Origin of the sequence: Azospirillum canadense, assembly GCF_025961225.1 — a bacterium.
Taxonomy (GTDB): domain Bacteria; phylum Pseudomonadota; class Alphaproteobacteria; order Azospirillales; family Azospirillaceae; genus Azospirillum; species Azospirillum canadense.
In genome coordinates, this window is the sequence record NZ_JAOQNG010000001.1 from 499404 (window position 1) to 517737 (window position 18334).

The 18334-nt window shown below is 71.6% G+C and carries 22 protein-coding genes; 12 read left to right on the top strand and 10 right to left on the bottom strand.

The features are described from left to right. Nucleotides 1-191: 191 nt before the first annotated feature. Nucleotides 192-1187 (bottom strand): CobD/CbiB family cobalamin biosynthesis protein, encoded by a 996-nt coding sequence (locus M2351_RS02360; RefSeq protein ID WP_264654554.1) that lies wholly within the window; start codon nucleotides 1185-1187, stop codon nucleotides 192-194. 22 nt (nucleotides 1188-1209) lie between these two features. Then, entirely contained in the window at nucleotides 1210-1773 is a 564-nt protein-coding gene (locus tag M2351_RS02365; RefSeq protein WP_264654555.1) for an ankyrin repeat domain-containing protein, read from the bottom strand. Between the two features lie 167 nt (nucleotides 1774-1940). On the opposite strand from M2351_RS02365, the gene M2351_RS02370 reads away from it, so the two are divergent. From M2351_RS02370 to M2351_RS02380, 3 genes are all read left to right on the top strand, one after another. Then, nucleotides 1941-2093, top strand: coding sequence for a hypothetical protein (locus tag M2351_RS02370; RefSeq protein WP_264654556.1), 153 nt, complete (start codon nucleotides 1941-1943; stop codon nucleotides 2091-2093). A 60-nt stretch (nucleotides 2094-2153) separates the two neighbouring features. Further along, complete coding sequence (locus M2351_RS02375; RefSeq protein ID WP_264654557.1) at nucleotides 2154-2753, top strand: general stress protein; 600 nt, start codon at nucleotides 2154-2156, stop codon at nucleotides 2751-2753. Nucleotides 2754-2934: 181 nt separating this feature from the next. After that, nucleotides 2935-3717 carry a sulfite exporter TauE/SafE family protein gene (locus M2351_RS02380; protein ID WP_264654558.1) on the top strand — a complete coding sequence of 261 codons (783 nt, stop codon included), beginning with the start codon at nucleotides 2935-2937 and terminating at the stop codon, nucleotides 3715-3717. Between the two features lie 124 nt (nucleotides 3718-3841). On the opposite strand, the gene M2351_RS02385 is transcribed toward M2351_RS02380, so the two are convergent. Continuing rightward, complete coding sequence (locus M2351_RS02385; protein WP_264654559.1) at nucleotides 3842-4732, bottom strand: methyltransferase domain-containing protein; 891 nt, start codon at nucleotides 4730-4732, stop codon at nucleotides 3842-3844. Between the two features lie 96 nt (nucleotides 4733-4828). On the opposite strand from M2351_RS02385, the gene M2351_RS02390 reads away from it, so the two are divergent. The 4 genes from M2351_RS02390 to M2351_RS02405 all read left to right on the top strand — a co-directional run bounded on the left by M2351_RS02390 (nucleotide 4829) and on the right by M2351_RS02405 (nucleotide 7064). Further along, on the top strand, nucleotides 4829-5095 hold the full coding sequence (locus M2351_RS02390) for a flagellar biosynthetic protein FliQ (RefSeq protein ID WP_264654560.1): 267 nt from the start codon (nucleotides 4829-4831) through the stop codon (nucleotides 5093-5095). Nucleotides 5096-5162: 67 nt separating this feature from the next. After that, nucleotides 5163-5867: a ComF family protein gene (locus tag M2351_RS02395; protein ID WP_264656824.1), complete on the top strand. Its 705-nt coding sequence runs from the start codon at nucleotides 5163-5165 to the stop codon at nucleotides 5865-5867. 88 nt (nucleotides 5868-5955) lie between these two features. Beyond that, entirely contained in the window at nucleotides 5956-6216 is a 261-nt protein-coding gene (grxC, locus tag M2351_RS02400; RefSeq protein ID WP_264654561.1) for a glutaredoxin 3, read from the top strand. Nucleotides 6217-6227: 11 nt separating this feature from the next. Further along, complete coding sequence (locus tag M2351_RS02405) at nucleotides 6228-7064, top strand: carbon-nitrogen hydrolase family protein (protein ID WP_264654562.1); 837 nt, start codon at nucleotides 6228-6230, stop codon at nucleotides 7062-7064. Nucleotides 7065-7071: 7 nt separating this feature from the next. Here the strand turns inward: M2351_RS02405 and M2351_RS02410 are convergent, their stop codons facing one another. Then, the gene (locus M2351_RS02410) at nucleotides 7072-7908 is read right to left on the bottom strand and encodes a class I SAM-dependent methyltransferase (RefSeq protein WP_264654563.1); all 837 of its coding nucleotides are present in this window, start codon (nucleotides 7906-7908) and stop codon (nucleotides 7072-7074) included. Nucleotides 7909-8003: 95 nt separating this feature from the next. Between M2351_RS02410 and tsaD the strand changes: the two genes are divergently transcribed. From tsaD to M2351_RS02425, 3 genes are all read left to right on the top strand, one after another. Next, nucleotides 8004-9077, top strand: coding sequence for a tRNA (adenosine(37)-N6)-threonylcarbamoyltransferase complex transferase subunit TsaD (gene tsaD / locus M2351_RS02415; protein ID WP_264656825.1), 1074 nt, complete (start codon nucleotides 8004-8006; stop codon nucleotides 9075-9077). Nucleotides 9078-9085: 8 nt separating this feature from the next. After that, nucleotides 9086-9565, top strand: coding sequence for a GNAT family N-acetyltransferase (locus M2351_RS02420; RefSeq protein WP_264654564.1), 480 nt, complete (start codon nucleotides 9086-9088; stop codon nucleotides 9563-9565). An 82-nt stretch (nucleotides 9566-9647) separates the two neighbouring features. After that, nucleotides 9648-10658 carry an NAD(P)H-dependent glycerol-3-phosphate dehydrogenase gene (locus M2351_RS02425; protein WP_264654565.1) on the top strand — a complete coding sequence of 337 codons (1011 nt, stop codon included), beginning with the start codon at nucleotides 9648-9650 and terminating at the stop codon, nucleotides 10656-10658. Nucleotides 10659-10685: 27 nt separating this feature from the next. Here the strand turns inward: M2351_RS02425 and M2351_RS02430 are convergent, their stop codons facing one another. From M2351_RS02430 to M2351_RS02450, 5 genes are all read right to left on the bottom strand, one after another. Continuing rightward, nucleotides 10686-11450 (bottom strand): methyltransferase domain-containing protein, encoded by a 765-nt coding sequence (locus tag M2351_RS02430; RefSeq protein ID WP_264654566.1) that lies wholly within the window; start codon nucleotides 11448-11450, stop codon nucleotides 10686-10688. A gap of 38 nt (nucleotides 11451-11488) precedes the next feature. Beyond that, nucleotides 11489-11704, bottom strand: coding sequence for a hypothetical protein (locus tag M2351_RS02435; protein WP_264654567.1), 216 nt, complete (start codon nucleotides 11702-11704; stop codon nucleotides 11489-11491). An 87-nt stretch (nucleotides 11705-11791) separates the two neighbouring features. Beyond that, nucleotides 11792-13210 carry a sensor histidine kinase gene (locus M2351_RS02440; RefSeq protein WP_264654568.1) on the bottom strand — a complete coding sequence of 473 codons (1419 nt, stop codon included), beginning with the start codon at nucleotides 13208-13210 and terminating at the stop codon, nucleotides 11792-11794. Nucleotides 13211-13284: 74 nt separating this feature from the next. Then, entirely contained in the window at nucleotides 13285-14697 is a 1413-nt protein-coding gene (locus M2351_RS02445; RefSeq protein ID WP_264654569.1) for a dihydrolipoyl dehydrogenase family protein, read from the bottom strand. Further along, the gene (locus M2351_RS02450) at nucleotides 14697-15440 is read right to left on the bottom strand and encodes a TVP38/TMEM64 family protein (RefSeq protein ID WP_264654570.1); all 744 of its coding nucleotides are present in this window, start codon (nucleotides 15438-15440) and stop codon (nucleotides 14697-14699) included. Before M2351_RS02450 ends, M2351_RS02445 begins: the two co-directional genes overlap by 1 nt. 155 nt (nucleotides 15441-15595) lie before the next feature. Here M2351_RS02450 and rfaE1 point away from each other — a divergent pair, with 155 nt between their 5' ends. Continuing rightward, nucleotides 15596-17041 carry a D-glycero-beta-D-manno-heptose-7-phosphate kinase gene (gene rfaE1, locus M2351_RS02455; RefSeq protein WP_264654571.1) on the top strand — a complete coding sequence of 482 codons (1446 nt, stop codon included), beginning with the start codon at nucleotides 15596-15598 and terminating at the stop codon, nucleotides 17039-17041. 98 nt (nucleotides 17042-17139) lie between these two features. On the opposite strand, the gene M2351_RS02460 is transcribed toward rfaE1, so the two are convergent. After that, complete coding sequence (locus tag M2351_RS02460) at nucleotides 17140-17298, bottom strand: entericidin A/B family lipoprotein (protein WP_264654572.1); 159 nt, start codon at nucleotides 17296-17298, stop codon at nucleotides 17140-17142. Nucleotides 17299-17425: 127 nt separating this feature from the next. Between M2351_RS02460 and M2351_RS02465 the strand changes: the two genes are divergently transcribed. Beyond that, nucleotides 17426-18304 (top strand): alpha/beta fold hydrolase, encoded by an 879-nt coding sequence (locus M2351_RS02465; RefSeq protein WP_264654573.1) that lies wholly within the window; start codon nucleotides 17426-17428, stop codon nucleotides 18302-18304. Nucleotides 18305-18334: the final 30 nt, after the last annotated feature.

Sequence of the window (18334 nt, forward strand, 5' to 3'; positions counted from 1 at the left end):
GGCCGCGCCTTTTTTCATTTCAGCGGATGTCCCGGTCGGTTGGGATGTCGATTGGGAACCACAGAGACACAGAGAATTATTGAGAACGCCTAGTCTCCTTGCTGGCTTCCTGGATTATCGGAGCCTTCCCGCGAAATCCTCTGTGCCCTCTGTGTCTCTGTGGTGAATCCCCTTCCGCAGCAGTCCGGCGCTCACACCCCCGCGACACCCCACAACAACAGCGCCACCAGCAGCACGAGGATCAGCGCCGCGACGGCGGTCAGGGCCAACGCGCGACCGATGTCGGCGGGTGTGGCGCGGGCGCGGCCGTCGCCGATCCAGGGTTCGGTGATCACCACACCGCCGTCCCGGTGCGGCCCGCCCAGCGCGAGGCCCAGGGCTCCAGCCATCGCCGCGGTCGGCCAGCCCATGTTGAAGGACGCGCTCTTGCGCCCGTCGCGGACCATGCCCCGGACGGCGCCGCCCAGCCTGGCCCCCACGAAGGGCGCGGCGAGCGCCAGCAACAGCGCTGCCAGCCGCGCCGGGATGGCGTTCAGCGCGTCGTCGAGTCGGGCGGCGGTCAGGCCGAAGCGTTCGTGCCGCACGCCGGGATTGCCGAGCGCCGAGTCGGCGCCGTCCACCGCCGCCCAGACCAGCAGCCCCGGCGCGCCCAGCAGGGCATAGCCGAAGACGGGCGCCACCAGCTTGCGGGCGAAGGCCTTGGCCGCGCCCTCCACGGCGGCGCGGGCGACGCCGTGCTCGTCCAGGCTGAAGGCGTGCCGGCGGGTGAGGGGAAGGATCGCCTCCTGCGCGGCGGCGGCACCGCCCGTCTCCAGCGCCCGGCGCACCGCGCGCACCCGCATCCAGGAGGCCCGGCCGCGCAGCGTGGCGACGATCACCAGCAATTCCAGCACCCAGCCGCGCCCCACGGCGCCGATCCGGTCAACCAGCAGGCCGACGGCGAGCGCCATGCCCAACAGTGCCAGGACGACCAGCGCGCCGCGCAGCAGCCGCGCGGTCTTGCCGCGCTCCACGCGGTTCAGCCGCCGGTCGGCCCAGGCGCAGAAGCGCCGCGACAGGGCGGACGGGTCGGGCAGGACGTGGGCGATCCAGTCGCCAGCGGCGGCGTCGATCACCAGCGCCAGCAGCAACAAAAACAGCGGCCCCGGTCCGTTCAGGGGATGGGCGCCGAAGGCGGTGGTGACCATGGCGACGCCCGTTTCCCCTCGGTCAGCGCGCGCCGGCTTGGCGCAGCATGTTCAGGACACGGGCGTTGCGGCCGTCCTGCGCCCAGCTCAGCGTCGTGCGGCCGGTGAAGTCGGTGCGGTCGGCCTTGGCCCCGGCCTTCAGCAGGCGGTCCACCAGATCGGGACGCCCGCTGCGCGCCGCCATCATCAGCGGGGTCAGGCCATCGCGGTTGTCCTGGTCGACCTTGGCGCCCTTCTTCAGAAGCTGGTCGACCGTGGCGACATCGTCGGCGTCCACCGCGTAGTGCAGCGGGGCGTTGCCCTGCTTGTCGGCGCGGTTCGGGTTGGCGCCGCCGTCCAGCAGCATCTTGACCATCTCGGCGTTGCTGTTGCCGATGGCGATCTGCAGTGCCGTCTTGCCGGAGATGTCCGTCTGGTTCGGGTTGTCGCCCTTCAGCAGCAGCATGCGCAGCGCGCTGACGTCGTTGGTGGACACGGCCTTCACCAGGCCCGGGCCTTCCAGGATGTTGACCTGCGCCTGCGCGGGGGCCAGCGCGGGCGCGCTCAGGCCCAGGGCCAGCACAGACAGCAACAACAGCCGTTTCATGGCGCTTCCTCTCGCGGAGATGTCGGTCCTTCGGTCGGATACTATCCAGTTCGCCCCACCCTTGACCAGCGACGCGGTGCGCCCAAAGGTCGCCGCCCCTTGCATCGCTGGCCTGTCCGCGTGACAACGCCGAGGCAACAAAGCGGTGAAAGAGGGAGGCCCGCCTTATGCTTCGCAACCCGCTCGCCCGCCACATCGCGCTGTTCCTGGCGGTGAAGGTAGCGCTGATCGCGCTCGGCCTCTGGTGGTTCTTCGGCAGCGGCCTGCCGGAGCCGCGCGGCGCCGTTCCGGCCGCGTCGCCGGCTGGGTCAAGCCCCTGACGGTTGCGGAACTTCCGTCCTCCGCACCGGGTTACACCCGGCAACAGCGGAGGCGAGTCCATGTCCTATGAAAGCGATGTGACACCCAACCGATCGACTACGACCGGGACGGTCCGCGAGGCCGTCGGCATCTTCTCCAGCCGCGACGCCTTGCAGAAGGCGATCGACGAGCTGTCGCTGGCCGGCTTCCAGAGGCACGAACTGAGCGTGTTGGCCAACGACCAGACCATCCGCGACCATCTCGGCCACGTGCCGGACCGGGTGGAGGACGTGGCGCACGACCCGAACGCGCCGCGCCAGTCCTACATCTCGCCGGAGGACACCGGCAGCGCCAAGGGCGTGGCGGTCGGCTTCCCGGCCTATGTGGGTGCCATCCTGGCGACGGGGGCTGTGCTGGCCACGGGCGGCACGGCGCTGGCCGCTGCCGCGGCTGCCGCGGCGGCGGGCGTGGGCGGCGGCGCGCTCGGTTCCGTCATGTCGCAATGGCTGACCGACAAGCGCAACGAACCGATGCTCCAGCACCTGGACAAGGGCGGCATCCTGCTCTGGGTGAACCTCGCTGATGCGGAGCGCGAGCGGCTCGCCAAGGAGATCATGGCCCGCCACGCCGCCCAGCCGGTGGAGGTGCACGAGGTGCGGCAGACGGGCTCGGCGGGGTAGGGCTCCGCCTGGAGGGGATTTCACCACCAAGACACCAAGGCACCAAGAGTCCACGCCGTGCCGAGCGGTAGGATTCTTGGTGCCTTGGTGTCTTGGTGGTGAAGACTTCCTTGACGCAGGTCATGGTCTTTCCAAGGGCGCGCCCCTATTCTCCGGCGGAGTTTTCCTTCGGAGGCCCGTCGTGGACGCCCATTCCGCCTTGTCGCTGCTCGAAACCGGCTTGAACCAATGCGCCGTGGTCGTCGACCGGGACGGCGGGCTGCTGGTGGCGCTGCTGACGGCGGGGCTGGTCGGCGGGGCCACCCATTGCACGGGCATGTGCGGCCCCTTCGTGCTGGCCCAGGTCACCGCGCGGCTGGAGCAGGTGCCGGTTTCCCGCATGAGCGAGTTCCACCGCCTCGCCGGGGCGGCGGTGCTGCCGTACCACCTCGGCCGCGGGACAACCTACGCGCTGATCGGCGCGGTGGCGGCGACGGTGGCCGGCCATGTCGGCGCGCTGCCCGGGCTGCGCTGGCTGTCGGTGGCTTTGCTGGCCTTCGCGGCGCTGTTCTTCCTGGGCTACGCGGTCAAGGGCCTGTCGGCCTGGATTCCAATGCTTGTGCCGAAGCTGGACGGGGCGGTCCAGCGCTGGTGGGGCGACCGGGTGTCGCGGCTGGCGCGGCCGTTGTTCGGCAACCCCACGGGCTGGCGCGGCTACGCGCTGGGGCTGGCGCTGGGCTTCATCCCCTGCGGACTGCTCTACGGCGCGGTGGCGGTCGCGGCGGCGAGCGGGAATGCGCTGACCGGGGCGCTGGGGATGGTCGCTTTCACGCTGGGCACAGTGCCGAGCCTGCTGGCGGTCGGCCTCGCCGGCCACCTCGCCGGCCGCGCGTGGCGGACGGCGGTGGCGCGGGCCGCCCCGGTGATCATGGTGGTGAACGCCGGGGTGCTCGGCTGGATGGCGTGGCGGTTGATCGCGGCCTGACGCTTGGATTTACCACGGAGACACGGAGACACGGAGACACGGAGACACGGAGGCACAGAGGGCGTGGTCTTTCTGTGCCTCCGTGTCTCCGTGGTTCATTCACCGCTTCAATGATGCCGCCGCTTCAGTGATGCGTCTGCCCTTTCAGCGCGTCGGCCAGCGGGATTTGGCCGCAGCCGGGCTTCAGGGGCTGCTGCTGGCTTTCGTGCGGGGACCAGCCGGCGAGGTACAGAATCTGGAAGGTGGCCTGGATGCGCCCGTCGGGTTCGGCGTACAGCTCGGCGTAGCGACGGGCGGCGTCGAACAGCAGGGCGCGGGTGGCGGGCACCTTGCGGCGGGCGAGCACGGCGTTGCTCTCCCCCATGCCGCGCAGGTCGCGCATCAGGCGGAAGGCATCCGCGTAGGTCACGGTGATGATGTCGCTGTCCACCACGGGCAGGGCGAAGCCGGCGCGCTGCATCAAGCCGCCGACGTCGCGGATCTCCGCAAAGGGCGACACGCGCGGGGACACGCCGCCGGACACCTCCATCTCCGCCTCGTAGAGGCAGCGGCGCAATTCCAGCAGCGTCTCGCCGCCAAGCATCGCGGCGCAGAAGAAGCCGTCGGGCTTCAGCGCCTGCCGGATCTGCACCAGCGCCCCCGGCAGGTCGTTGACCCAGTGGAGGCTGAGGTTGCTGACGGCCAGGTCGAAGGTTTCCGGCGCGAAGGGCAGAAATTCCTCGTCGGCGGCGACGGCCAGCGGCCCGGCCTGTCGCGCGAAGCCCGGCGACAGGTCGCAGGAGACCAGCCGCTCGATCCCCTTGCGCCCGCGCAGCATGCGGGCCATGACGCCGTCGTGGGCGCCCACGTCCAGCACGGTGGGAAAGGGGCGGACCACGTCCTCCAATCGGTCGGCGAGGCGGTCGGCCACCTCCTCGAACAGGAAGGCGTGCTCGGCGAAGGCGGGGACGGCGCGGTCGCGGCGGCGGCGGACGAGCGCGCGGTCGAAGACGGTCATGCTGTCGGGCGTGGTCATGCCCGCAATATAGCCCAGCCCGGGAGGGCTACAACCATCGGCGAAGGTGGAGGCCTTGTGATAAGCTCCCCGCGGATGTGATCGGAGCGCGTGGGAATGGGAATCGAGGAAGCCATCAGCGTCAGCTACGAGGCGCTGATCGTCATCATCAAGATCACCACGCCGGCGCTGGTCATCACCACCGTGTTGGGCCTGTTGCTGACCATCTTCCAGCAGGTGACGAGCATCAACGAATCGACGCTGCAGCAGGACCTGAAGATCTTCGCGACTTTGGTCATCCTGTTCGTGACCGGGCCGGCGATCTACATCGCGCTGCGCGACTACACGCTGGTGATCTTCGACCGCATCGCCGCCATCCATTAGGAGCCGTCCCGTGGTGGCCGCGTCCTTCCCCCGGTTCCTGGCCCGCGCCGCCACCACCGCCCTTACGATGGTCGTCGACGCGCTGCTGCCGCCGCGCTGCCTCGCCTGCGGCGGGCCGGTGGACCGGCAGGGTGGGCTCTGCGTCACCTGCTGGAGCGCGCTGACCTTCATCGCGCCACCCTTCTGCGCCCGCTGCGGCACGCCCTTCGACTTTGCCGTGCCGGGGGAGACGCTGTGCGGATCCTGCATGGCTGAACCGCCGCCCTTCGCCCGTGCCCGCGCCGTGCTGGCCTACGACGACGGCAGCCGGCCGCTGGTGCTGGGCTTCAAGCACGGCGACCGCATCCATGCCGCCGACGCCTATGGCACCTGGATGGCGCGGGTGGGGAAGGAGCTTCTGGCCGGGGCGGACCTGCTGATCCCGGTGCCGCTGCACCGCTGGCGGCTGTTCCGCCGACGCTACAACCAAGCGGCCTTGCTGGCCCGCGCCGCCGGGCGCAGCGCCGGGGTGCCGGTGGTGCCGGACCTGCTGGTGCGCCGCCGTGCCACGCCGACCCAGGGCGGGCTGGACCGCAAGGGGCGGAAGAAGAACGTCAAGGGCGCCTTCCGGCTGCGGCCCGGCCGGCGGGACCGGGTGAAGGGCAAGCGGATCGTGCTGGTGGACGACGTGCTGACCACCGGTGCGACGCTGGCGGAATGCACCCGCGTCCTGTTGCATGCCGGGGCTGCGCAGGTCGACGTCTTGACCTTGGCGCGTGTGGTGAAGACCTGAGTGTCGAGAGGTTGCCCCAGAGATTGCAACGGCTGGCATGGCCCAGCCGTTGATCCTATAACCGTTCCACCCAGCCGAGGAGCCCCGCATGGCCGACGTTGTCATCTACACTACCCCCTTCTGCCCCTATTGCGCGCGCGCCAAGCGGCTCCTGGACGGGAAGGGCGTGTCGTACGAGGAGATCGATCTCTACATGCAGCCGGGGCGCCGCGACGAGATGATCCAGCGGGCCGAGGGGCGCATGACCGTGCCGCAGATCTTCATCGACGGGAAACCGTACGGCGGGTCCGACGACATCCACGCGCTCGACCGCGCCGGGAAGCTCGACCCGCTGCTGGGCATCAATTGATGGAGCCCGCGATGAAGTCCTCGCTGAAGGCGGCCTGCGTGCAGGTGAACGCGGGCCCGGAGATCGGTCCCAACCTGCTGGCGGCGGGCGATCTTGTGCGCCGGGCGCGCGACGCGGGCGCGGACTTCATCGCCATGCCCGAGAACGTCAGCCTGATCGTCCAAGGCCGCGCCAAGGTGCTGGAGCGCGTGAAGCCGGAGGCTGAGCATCCCGCCGTTCCCTTCTTCGCCGATCTGGCGCGGGAGACAGGGGCGTGGCTGCTCGCCGGCTCGCTCGGCATCCTTTTGGAGGAAGGGCGGGTCGCCAACCGCAGCTACCTGTTCGACAGCGACGGCCGCATCGCCGCGACCTACGACAAGGTCCACATGTTCGACGTGGACCTGAAGGGCGGCGAGAGCTATCGCGAATCGGCCACCTTCCGGCCGGGCGACCGCGCGGTGGTCGTCAACTCGCCCTGGGGCGGAGTCGGGCTGACCATCTGCTACGACGTGCGTTTCGCCTACCTGTACCGGGCGTTGGCCCAGGCGGGTGCGCGCATTCTCACCGTCCCGGCCGCCTTCACCGTGCCGACGGGCCGCGCCCACTGGCACGTGCTGCTGCGCGCCCGCGCCATCGAGACGGGCTGCTTCGTCATCGCCCCGGCGCAGACGGGCACCCACGACCAGGGCCGCCAGACCTACGGCCATTCCCTGATCGTCTCCCCCTGGGGCGAGGTGCTGGGCGACGGCGGCGAGGAGGTGGGGATCACCGTCGCCGACCTCGACCTGGACCGCGTGGAGGAGGCCCGCCGCATGGTCCCGGCCCTGACCCACGACCGCGAGGTCGCGGTCGAGCGAATCGGCTTCTGAGGGGTTCTTACCCCGCCCGCCGGGCGGTGACGACCATGCGCCGGCTGTCCACGGTCCAGGGGGCAGCCTCGAAGTCGCCGGCCAGCGACTCGATCGTAAAGCCGGTCGTGTCCAGCATCAGTTCCAGCTCGTAGCGGAAGATCATCCGCCACGTGAAGTCGAACTCGGTCACCGCAATCCGGCCGTCGGGCAGCAACTCGTCGTACCAGCCGTAGAGGCGCTGGCACTGCCGCTCGTCCAGCCGCCCGACCAGCGCGTTCTTGACGAAGCGGTTGCCGGTGTGCGGATTGCGCCGCGGCATCGAGGGCGACGGCTTGGTCTCCGCGTCCATGGGCAGGGTCAGCGGGTTCATGACGTCCAACGCCAGCCGCCCACCCGGCGCCAGATGCGCCGCGACGGAGGCGAGCGCGCGCCGCTCCGTCGCAAGATCCGGGATCAGCATCAGCACGTTGAAGGGGATCGCGGCAAGGCGGAAGCCACGCTCCGGCAGGTCGAGCGTGGTCGCGTCCTGCTGCACGATGCGGACGCGCTTCTGCACCTCCGGCGGCTCCATCGCCAGCTTGGCGCGCAGCTGGTCGAGCATGGCGGCGGAGAGGTCGACCGCCCAGACCTCCACCCCGGCGCGGGCCAGCGGGATGGTCAACCGGCCGGTGCCGCAGCCGACCTCCAGCACCGGGCCGCCGGCGGCCACCGCCGCGTCGCGGTAGAAGGCCACGTCGCCCAGCATGCCGATGCGGGCCAGCACCGCCGCGTCCTCGGCCCGCGCCTCCCCGATCTCCAGCGACGGGTAGTCGCCGTCGTAGTAGAGGATGCTGCCGTCGGCTTCGGGTACGTCCTTGTTCATCGCTGCGCCCCCCTGCGGCAAACCCATGGGAGACCCCTTGGATTTCAGGGCCAAGACCCTATACCAGAGGCTCGGAGACGGCTAGTTTGACGGCCATGATCGTTCTTGGAATCGAAACGAGCTGCGACGAGACGGCGGCCGCCATCGTCAGCGACGCGCGGGAGATCCGCGCCGACGTGGTGCTGTCGCAGCTGGATGACCACACGCCCTACGGCGGCGTGGTGCCGGAAATCGCCGCGCGCGCCCATCTGGAGCATCTGGACGGGCTGATCCGCCGCGCCCTGGACGATTCTGGCCTGGGCCTGGACGGCATCGACGCGGTGGCGGCGACCGGCGGGCCGGGCCTGATCGGCGGCGTGATCGTCGGGGTGATGACCGCCAAGGCCATCGCCGCCGCGCGCAAGCTGCCCTTCGTTGCGGTGAACCATCTGGAAGGCCACGCCCTGACCGCGCGGCTGACCAACGACGTGCCCTTCCCCTACCTGCTGCTGCTGGTCTCCGGCGGGCACTGCCAGTTGCTGGTGGTGGAGGGGGTGGGCAAGTACAGCCGTCTCGGCACCACCATCGACGACGCGGTGGGGGAGGCCTTCGACAAGACCGCCAAGTTGCTCGGGCTCGGCTATCCCGGCGGACCGCTGGTGGAGAAGGCGGCGGCGCGCGCCACCGACTCTGGGCGCTTCGACCTGCCGCGCCCGATGGTCGGGCGGCCGGGCTGCGACTTTTCCTTCTCCGGCCTGAAGACCGCCGTCCGGCGCCATGTGGAAGAATTGGGAACGCCCCTCTCGCCGGAGGATCAGGCCGACCTCGCCGCCGCCTTCCAGCGGACCGTGGCGGAGGTGCTGGCCGACCGCTGCGCCCGCGCCATGCGCCGCTTCAAGGAACTGCACCCGCAGGGCGGCGCGTTGGTGGTGGCCGGCGGAGTCGCCTCCAACAAGACCCTGCGCGCCCGTCTGCAGACCCTGGCGGACAAGGAGGGCATGCCCTTTGTGGCGCCGCCGCTCCGACTGTGCACCGACAACGCGGCGATGATCGCCTGGGCCGGCATCGAGCGGCTGCGGCTGGGCCATACCGACCCGCTGAGCTTCGCCCCGCGCCCGCGCTGGCCGCTCGACCCCACCGCCAAGCCGGCGATCGGCAAGGCGGGCGTCGGCTCCGGCGTGAAGGCGTGAGGGATCCCATGATGGCCGATCCCATTCCGGGCCTCACCTTCCGCACGGCCGGGCGGCGCGATGTGCCCGACCTTGTCCAGCTGATCGCCGACGACGCGCTGGCCATCGGCGGCGACTCCGACCCGCGCGACCCGCTCTATGGGGAGGCCTTCGACCGCATGGCCGCGCAGCCTGGCAACCGGATGGTGCTGGCGGAGCTGGACGGTCGGCCGGTCGGCTGCTTCCAGCTCACCGTTGTGCACGGGTTGGGGCGCAGGGGCGCCGCGCGGGCGACCATCGAATCCGTCAAGGTGGCGAGCGACCTGCGCGGTCGGGGAATCGGCGGCGCCATGATGCGGCACGCCGTCGACCTCGCCCGCGCGGAGGGCTGCGCCCTGGTGCAGCTGACCACCCAGACCCGGCGGACGGACGCCCACCGTTTCTACAAGAGGCTGGGCTTCCAGGACTCGCACATCGGCATGAAGCTGGATTTGACCCGCGACGGGTGAGAGCGCCGCTTGCGGGGCAGGGCGCGGATTGCCTAAACAATCCTCCGGACAGCGGGACGCAAAACGGGGGCGGGGTGTCATCATGGCGGCAACTGGGTATCAGCGCATCGGCGTGATCGGCGGCGGCGCCTGGGGCACGGCGCTGGCTCTGGCGGCGCTCCGCGCCGGGCGGGAGGCGGTGCTGTGGGCGCGGGAGCCCGCGGTGGTGGAGGCCATCAACGGCGGCCACGAGAACCGCGACTACCTGCCGGGCGTGCCGCTGCCCGCAGACCTGCGGGCGACCGGCGATCTGTCGGCGGTCGGGGCCTGTGACGCCGTCCTGCTGGTCACCCCGGCGCAGCACCTGCGCGCCGGCTGCACCCAGCTGTCGTCCCATCTCCGCCCCGGCACGCCGGTGGTGATCTGCGCCAAGGGCATCGAACTGGACAGCCACGTCCTGATGAGCGAGGCGGCGGAAGCCGCCCTGCCGGCGGGAACGCCGCTCGCCGTGCTGTCCGGCCCGACCTTCGCGGCGGAGGTCGCGCGCGGCCTGCCGACCGCGGTGACACTGGCCTGCGCCGACCCGACCATCGGCTCCGCCCTGGTGGAGGCGCTGGGCAGCCGCACCTTCCGCCCCTACCTGTCCGACGACGTCATCGGCTCCCAGGTCGGCGGGGCGGTGAAGAACGTGCTCGCCATCGCCTGCGGCGTGGTGGAGGGGCGCCAGCTGGGCGACAACGCGCGGGCGGCGCTGATCACGCGCGGGCTGGCGGAGATCACGCGGCTCGCCCTGGCGCTCGGCGGTCGGGCGGAGACGCTGATGGGGCTGTCGGGGCTGGGCGACCTGACGCTGACCTGCTCCAGCCTGCAATCGCGCAACATGTCGCTGGGGGCGGCGCTGGGCGCCGGCCGGACGCTGGCCGAGGTGCTGGGCGAGCGCCGCTCCGTGGCGGAGGGCGTCTACACCGCCGCCGCGGTGGTGGGGCTTGCCGCGAAACGGGGCGTGGACATGCCGATCTGCGCGGCGGTGGACGCCATCCTGAACCGCGGCGCCGGCCTGGACGACACCATCGCCGGCCTGCTCGCGCGACCGTTCCGCGGCGAAGGGCACTGATCCGCGCTTCAGCCGTAAGGGGGCGCGTCACACCCGCGCGACGATGAACAGGCGCTTGAAGGGGAACAGGGTGTTTCCGTCGGGACGCTGCGGGTAGGCGGCCTCCAGTTTGGCGCGGTAGGCGGCGAGGAAGGCGTCCAGCTCCTCCCCCTGCAGCGTTTCCATGACCGGGACCAGCGTGGTGCCGCGGGTCCATTGCAGGACCGGAACGTCGCCGTTCAGCACCTGGAGGTACTCGGTCTCCCAGATGTCCACGCGCGCGGCGCGCGGGCTGAGCCAGTCGTAGTAGTCGCGGGGCGCGTGCACCGGCTTGGTGCGCAGCACCTCCTTCAGCTTTTCGGCCCAGGGGCCCTCTTCTGCCGTCTCGTAGAGCAGGCGGTGCGAGGGGGCCTCGAAGTTGCGGGGCATCTGCACGGCCAGCACGCCGCCGGGGGCGAGCGTCTGCAACAGCTCCGGGAACAGCCGCTGGTGGTCGTCCAGCCATTGCAGCGCGGCGTTGGAGATCAGCAGGTCCACCGGCCAGTGCGGGCGCCAGTCGCGCAGGTCGGCCTGTTGCCAGCGCACGCGCGACGCGGTGCCCTCCGCCCAGGTCAGCATGGCGGGGGAATTGTCCACCCCCAGCACGTCGGCGTCCGGCCAGCGTTCGGCCAGCAGGCGGGCGAGCTGCCCGCCGCCGCAGCCGAGGTCGACGACCGTCCTGGGCTCCATCGACGGCAGCGCCGCCACGAGGTCGTAGGCCGGGCGCCGGCGCCAGACGTCGAACAGCGCGTACTGATCCGGATCCCACGCCATGCCCAGCCTCCCCCGTGTTCAGCCGCTGTCGTCCGCTCTCAGCCCTCGGCGTGGCCGCGTTGGCGGGCGATCTGCGCGTCCATGCGGTCGTAGTGCTTGTTGACCATGAAGAAGATGGCCACCACGCAGCCGATGGCCAGGATCCAGCCACCGTAATAGAAGGCCTCGTCCGCGGCGCGCGACGCCGCCAGCAGACCAAGGAACGCAAGGAGGCCCAGAACGCCCCCGGTGATCCATGTGCCCGTGCCCTGCAAGTCCCGTCTCCCTCCGAATTCGGCCTTCTTGTGTCCGTCCGGCCGGTTGCGATGCGCCACGGATTTTGGGCGAGCGGCGGCCGGAAATCAATGCGGGATGGCAGGGCGCGCGGCCGGAATTCCCGCCACCGCTCCGCCCTGAAGCTCCAGTGCGAAGGTGGTGCCGGCGGCCGTGCTTTCCACCAGCCGCAACTCTCCGCCATGGGCGCGCAGCACCTCCCGCGCGATGGCGAGGCCGAGCCCGATGCCACCGGCCCGCGCCGAGCCGGCGAATGGCTGGAACAGGTTCTCCCGCGCACGCGGCGGCAGGCCCGGGCCGTTGTCGGCGACCAGCAGGACCAGCGTCCCGTCCCGCCGTTCCGCCGTCACCGCCACCCGGTCGGCCCCGGCCTGCACGGCGTTGCGGCCAAGGTTGACCAGCGCGCGGGCGAGCTGCACGGCGTCCACCCGGGCGGTCAGGCCCTCCGGCACGGCGTTCTCCCACAGCACTTCCGACCCGCGCTGGGCGGCGCGCACTTCCGCCGCCGCCTCGTCGACCAGGGCGGCGAGGTTGATGTCGGCTGCATGCAGCGGCAGCACGCCGTCGCGGCTGTAGGCCAGCGTCTGGCCACACAGCTCCACCGCGCGGTCGATGGCGCCCATCAGCCGGGGCGTCACCCGCCGCACCTCCGGGTCGGCGCTCTCCGACAGGCGTTCGGACAGCAGGGCGGCGGTCGACAGGATGCCGCGCAGGTCGTGGTTGATCTTGGTGACCGCGGTGCCGAGCGCCGCCAGCCGCTCCCGCTGGCGCAGCGCGGTGCGCACCGTCTCCTGCATGTCGGCCAGCTCGCGTTCGGCGACGCCGATCTCGTCGGTGCGGGGGCTCGGCTCGATGGGCGGGGTGCCGTCGGGGGCGCGGCGGAAGGCCACCATGCTGGCGGTCAGCCGCCGCATCGGCCGCACCAGCATCCCGTTCAGCGCCAGGAACACCAGCCCGGCGGTGATCAGCGAGATGACCACCGACAGCCCCAGGATGCGGCCGGAGAAGTCGACCATCGCGACGATCATCGGCCGCTCGTCCATCACCATTTCGACCCGGAAGGCCGGGTCCTTGGGCGACAGGCCGATGACGCGGATGACCCGGTCGCGCGGCTGCGCCAGCGCCCCGAAGGCGTCGGCGATCAGCGACCAGGGCGTGGCGTCCCGCAGGTCGAACACGGCGTCCACCCGCGGCGGCATGGAGCGCGACAGCATGTAGACCCGGCTGTCCGGCTGCACCAGCTCCACCGCGTGGGCGCCCACATAGGCCAGCAGCCGGTTCTGCAAGCCCATGGCGACCATCATGCTGGGCGAGGCCTCCACCGACAGCGCGGCGAGGTGGGCGGCGGCCAGCCGCTCCTCCAGGAAGGTCTGGCGGAATCGCGCGATGGACGGGGTGTAGATCAGCACCTCCGCCAGCATGACGAACAGCACGGTCAGCACCAGCAGCTTGGCCGACAGGCTTCGCGTCACGGGGGGAAGGGGCATGGGGGCGGCGTCCGGTTCGGGAATGCCGCAAGATAAGCCAGGACGCGGCGGCTGCCCAGCGGGCCGAATTGGTCCTACCCGAACCACCCGAGGAACCGCACCAGCCCCCGGGTGCGCGGGCCGAACAGGGTGGGGGTGTAGAAGCTGCCGGCCGCGCGCTTGCCGGCTTCCGCCAGGGTGGGGTAGGGCAGGGTCAGGTTGGCGACGTCGCCCACGCCCATGCGCTTCGCGACGGCGAGGCACCACAGGGCGATCTGCTCCCCCGCGTGGGGACCGGCGATGCCGGCGCCCAGCAGCCGGCCGCGCTTCGTCACGACCAGCTTCACCAGCCCTTCGGTCTCGGCTTCCGTCCGGGCGCGGTCGTTGCCGGCGAAGGGGGCGGTCAGGGCCCGGACCCCGTCGCCGTGCCGCTCCCGCGCCGCCGCCTCGGTCAGGCCGACCTGGGCCAGCTCCGGCTCGGCGTAGGTGACCCAGGGCAGGGCGGCGTAGTCGACCTTGGCGGGCAGCCGGAACAGCGCGTTCCGAATGACGACCGAGGCGTGCTGGCCCGCCACGTGGGTGAAGGCCGGCCCGCCGGTGACGTCGCCGACGGCGAAGACGCGCCGGTTCGTGGTGCGCAGCCGGGCGTCCACCTCCACGCCTTTCGTGTTCGCCGCGATCCCCGCGGTGTCCAGCCCCAGATCCTCCACGTTCGGCGCGCGGCCCGTGGCGACGAGAAGGTCGGAGCCCTCGATCCGCCGACCGTCCTCCAGCACTGCGGCGATGCCGTTGCCGGCCCGCTCCACCCGCGCGACGGCCGCGCCCTCCAGGATCGCGACGCCCTCCGCGGCCAGCCGCCGGCGCAGCACCTCCACCAGCTCCGGGTCGTCCTTCGGCAGCAGGCGGGAGCGGACGAGCATCGTCACCCGCGCGCCGAGCCGCCGGTGCGCCTGGGCCATCTCCACCCCGATGGGACCGCCGCCGAGCACCAGCAGATGCTCTGGCGCGGTGGTCCGTTCGAACAGGGTCTCGTTGGTCAGGAAGGGCACGGCGTCGAGCCCCGGCAGGGGTGGCACGGCGGGGCGGGAGCCGGTCGCCAGCACGAAGCGCCGCGCCCGCACGGTGATCCCGCCGGCCTCCACGCGGTCCGGCCCGGTGAAGCGGGCGGTGGCGCGGATCACCCGGACGCCCAGCCCCTCGAACCGCTCCTGGCTGTCGTGCGGGGCGATGGAGTCGATGACGCCGCGGACGTGGCCGTGGACCTGGGCGACGTCGATGGAAGGCTCTTGACCATTCACGCCGAAACGGCCGGCCCGGCGCACCGTCTCGGCGGCCTTGGCGGCGGCCAGCAGCGACTTCGACGGCACGCAGCCGCTGTTCAGGCAGTCGCCGCCCATGGCGCCGCGCTCGATCAGCACGGTGTCGGCGCCCATCTGCGCCGCCCCGGCGGCGACCGACAGCCCGCCCGATCCGGCGCCGATCACGCACAGGTCGCAGCGGATCTCCATCACCGGCGCCACCGCTTGCCCAGCACCGGCAGCAGGGACAGCGCCCCCAGCCCGAGCAGCGGCAGCAGGACCTTCGGCGCGAAGACCAAGCCCAGATCGGGCCGCCCGCCGGCGTCCAGCACCGCGCCCAGCCCGTTGCCGACCGACGCGTAGACCAGCGCCCCCGGCACGATCCCGACCAGCGTGGCGAGCGCGTAGGTGCCCAGCGGCACGCCCAGCACCGCCGGCACGAGGTTCACCAGCCAGAAGGGGAACAGCGGCACCAGCCGCAGGAACAGCGTGTAGCTGAAGGCGTTGGCGCGGAACCCGCCCTCCAGCCGCTCCACCCAGGGGCCGGCCTTGGCGCGCAGCAGACCGCCCAACGCGGAGCGCGCAGCCAGGAACACAGCGATGGCGCCGAGCGTCGCGCCGGCCACGGCGTAGGCGGTTGCCGCCACCGTCCCGAACAGGAAGCCGCCGGCCAGCGTCAGCACGGTCGCCCCCGGCACGGAGAAGGCCACGGCCAGCGCGTAGACGCCCACATAGGCGGCGGCGGCCAGCGCCCCGTCCTCCGCGACGAAGCGGGCCAGCGTCTCCCGGTGGGCGGCCAGCGCGTCGAGCGTCAGGTGCCGGTGCAGCCCCAACGCCAGGGCGAGGCCCAGCCCGGCCAGCAACAGGGCGGGTGGCAGCCAGCGCCGCGCCGCCCCGCGCCTCTGGCGCGGTCCGTTTCCGCCGTTCGCGAAGCCGTCGTCCATAGCGGCCATGCCATCCGTCCTCCGCCGTTCCTCATGACCTAGCACCGGCGCCCGGCAACGGCCATTCACAGCTCGCCCCCCGGCGTTCACCGATCCGTGATCCCGACTCATGGACTTACGCGTATCTCTGGCGCGCGCCGCGCAAGGTTGGTAGTAGGTCGGGCATGAGCGACCTTGCCCGTCACATCGACTCCCTGTCCCGCGCCAGCGTGCTGTGCGTCGGCGACGTCATGCTCGACCGCTTCATCTACGGGGCGGTCGACCGCGTCTCCCCCGAAGCGCCGATCCCGGTCCTGCGGATCGAGCGCGAGACGGCCATGCTCGGCGGTGCCGGCAACGTGGCCGCCAACGCCGTGGCGCTGGGCGCGGCCTGCCGCTTCGTCTCGGTGGTGGGCGAGGACGCGGCGGGTCTGGAACTGGTCCGGCTGATCGCGCGGGAGACGGGCGACGGCGGCGGCCTGGTCGCGGAGCCCGGCCGCCAGACCACGGTGAAGACCCGCTTCATCGGCGGGCGCCAGCAGCTTCTGCGCGCCGACGCGGAGACCATCGCCGCCATCGACTCCGAGGAGGAGGTGATGGTCGCCGCCCGCACCGGCCTGTTGACGGTGGGCGCGGTGATCCTGTCCGACTACGGCAAGGGCGTGCTGACCGACGGACTGGTCGCCCGGCTGATCGCCGCCGCGCGGGAGGCCGGACTGCCGGTGGTGGTCGACCCCAAGGGCGACGACTTCGGCCGCTACCGCGGCGCCAGCGTCGTGACGCCGAACCGCAAGGAGCTGATGCAGGCCACCGGCCTGCCCGCCGACACGGACGGGGAGGTCGAGGCAGCCTGCCGGTCTCTGATCGACAGCTGCGGCATCGACGCCGTGGTCGCCACGCGCAGCGAGCGCGGCATGTCGGTGGTGACCCGCGACACGGCGACGCACCTGCCGGCCCGGGCGCGCGAGGTGTTCGACGTGTCGGGCGCCGGCGACACGGTGGTGGCGACGCTGACCGCGGCCCTGTCGGTGGGCGTCGATCTGGTGGAGGCGGCGCGTCTGGCCAACCTCGCCGCCGGCATCGTCGTGGGCAAGGTCGGCACCGCGGTGGTCCGCGCGCCGGAGTTGCTGTCCGCCCTGCACGAGCAGGAATGGCGCAGCGGCGAACAGAAGGTCGGCTCGCTCGCCCAGGTCGTGGAGTGGGCGGAGCGCTGCCGCGCCCGCGGCAAACGCGTGGGCTTCACCAACGGCTGCTTCGACCTGCTGCACCCCGGCCACATCTCCCTGCTGAACCAGGCCAAGGCGGCCTGCGACGTGCTGGTGGTGGGGCTGAACAGCGACGCGTCGGTCAAGCGCCTGAAGGGGGAGGCGCGGCCGATCCAGAACGAGGGCGCGCGGGCGACGGTGCTCGCCTCACTGGCCTGCGTGGACCAGGTGGTGGTGTTCGCGGAGGACACGCCGGAGGCCCTGATCCGGGCGCTGCGCCCCGACGTGCTGGTGAAGGGGGCCGACTACACCGTCGCCACGGTGGTCGGCGCCGATTTCGTGATGAGCTACGGCGGAAAGGTCGTGCTGGCCGACCTCGTGGAGGGCCAGAGCACGACCAACACCATCAAGCGCATGCAGCGCTGATACGGCTTCTCCCGCCCGGCGCCCCGTCTGGATATCCAGGGCCGTACATTCGGGGTAGCGGCGCGCCGGGCGGGGATCCGTCCTTACCGATCCTGGCCTTACATCTTCTTCTGCACGTTGTCCGACGAGCGCTCCATGGCGCGGCCGCCGGCCTGCACGTCCTCGCCCATGCCGGAGACGGTGTTGCAGGCAGCCAGGGTCGAGCCCAGGGCGCCGGCGAGCATGGCGAAAAGCACGAGCTTCTTCAGGTTACGCATGTCAATCTCCCGCTTGTGGTGACGATCAATCGCCGGAAAAACGCACGAACAGGGCCAAGTGTTTCCAAGCCGCCGCGGCGTGTCCGGACAGGGTCTCCACTCGAAAGGATGAGGGGGAGGGGCGCGCATGTTCGACGGGTTCACCGAACGCCGGATCGCCACCAGCGGTGCGGAGATCCACGCGCTGGTCGGCGGCCAAGGGCCTGCACTGCTTATGCTTCATGGGTTTCCGCAGTCCCACGCGATGTGGCATCGCGTGGCCCCGGCTCTGGCAAAGCGCTTCACGCTGGTGCTGCCCGACCTGCGGGGCTACGGCTTATCCGCCAAGCCGCCGGGCGATCCGGCGCATGAGGTCTACTCCAAACGCGCCAACGCCCTCGATCAGGTGGAGGTGATGGCCGCGCTAGGGTACGAGCGCTTCCTTCTGGCCGGCCACGACCGCGGCGCGCGGGTGGCGCACCGGCTCGTGCTCGACCACCCGGGCCGGGTGGAGCGCGTGGCCTTCCTGGACATCGCCCCGACGCTGGAGGTCTTCGCCCGCATCGACCAGCGCATGGCGACCGCCTATTACCACTGGTTCTTCCTGATCCAGCCCGGCGGCCTTCCGGAACACCTGATCGGGCTCGACCCCGAATTCTACCTGCGCCGGGTGCTCGGATCGATCGGCAGCTCGGCCGAGGTCTTCGGCGAGGAAGCCTTCGCCGCCTACCTGACCGCCTTCCGCGACCCCGCCACCGTCCACGCCATGTGCGAGGACTACCGCGCCGCCGCCAGCATCGACCAGGTTCACGACCGCGCGGACCGCGCCGCGGGCCGGGTGGTCACTTGCCCGTCCCTGGTCCTCTGGGGCCGCAACAGCGCGGTCGGCCGCCTCTACGACGACCCGCTCGGCATCTGGCGCCCCTACGCCCCCAACATCCAGGGCCAGGAGATGCCCGCCGGCCACTTCATTCCGGAGGAGGCGCCGGACGAGACGGCGCAGGCGCTGGTGGAGTTCTTCACGTAGGGGGCCGGTCTCCCAACCCCTCTCTCTGCG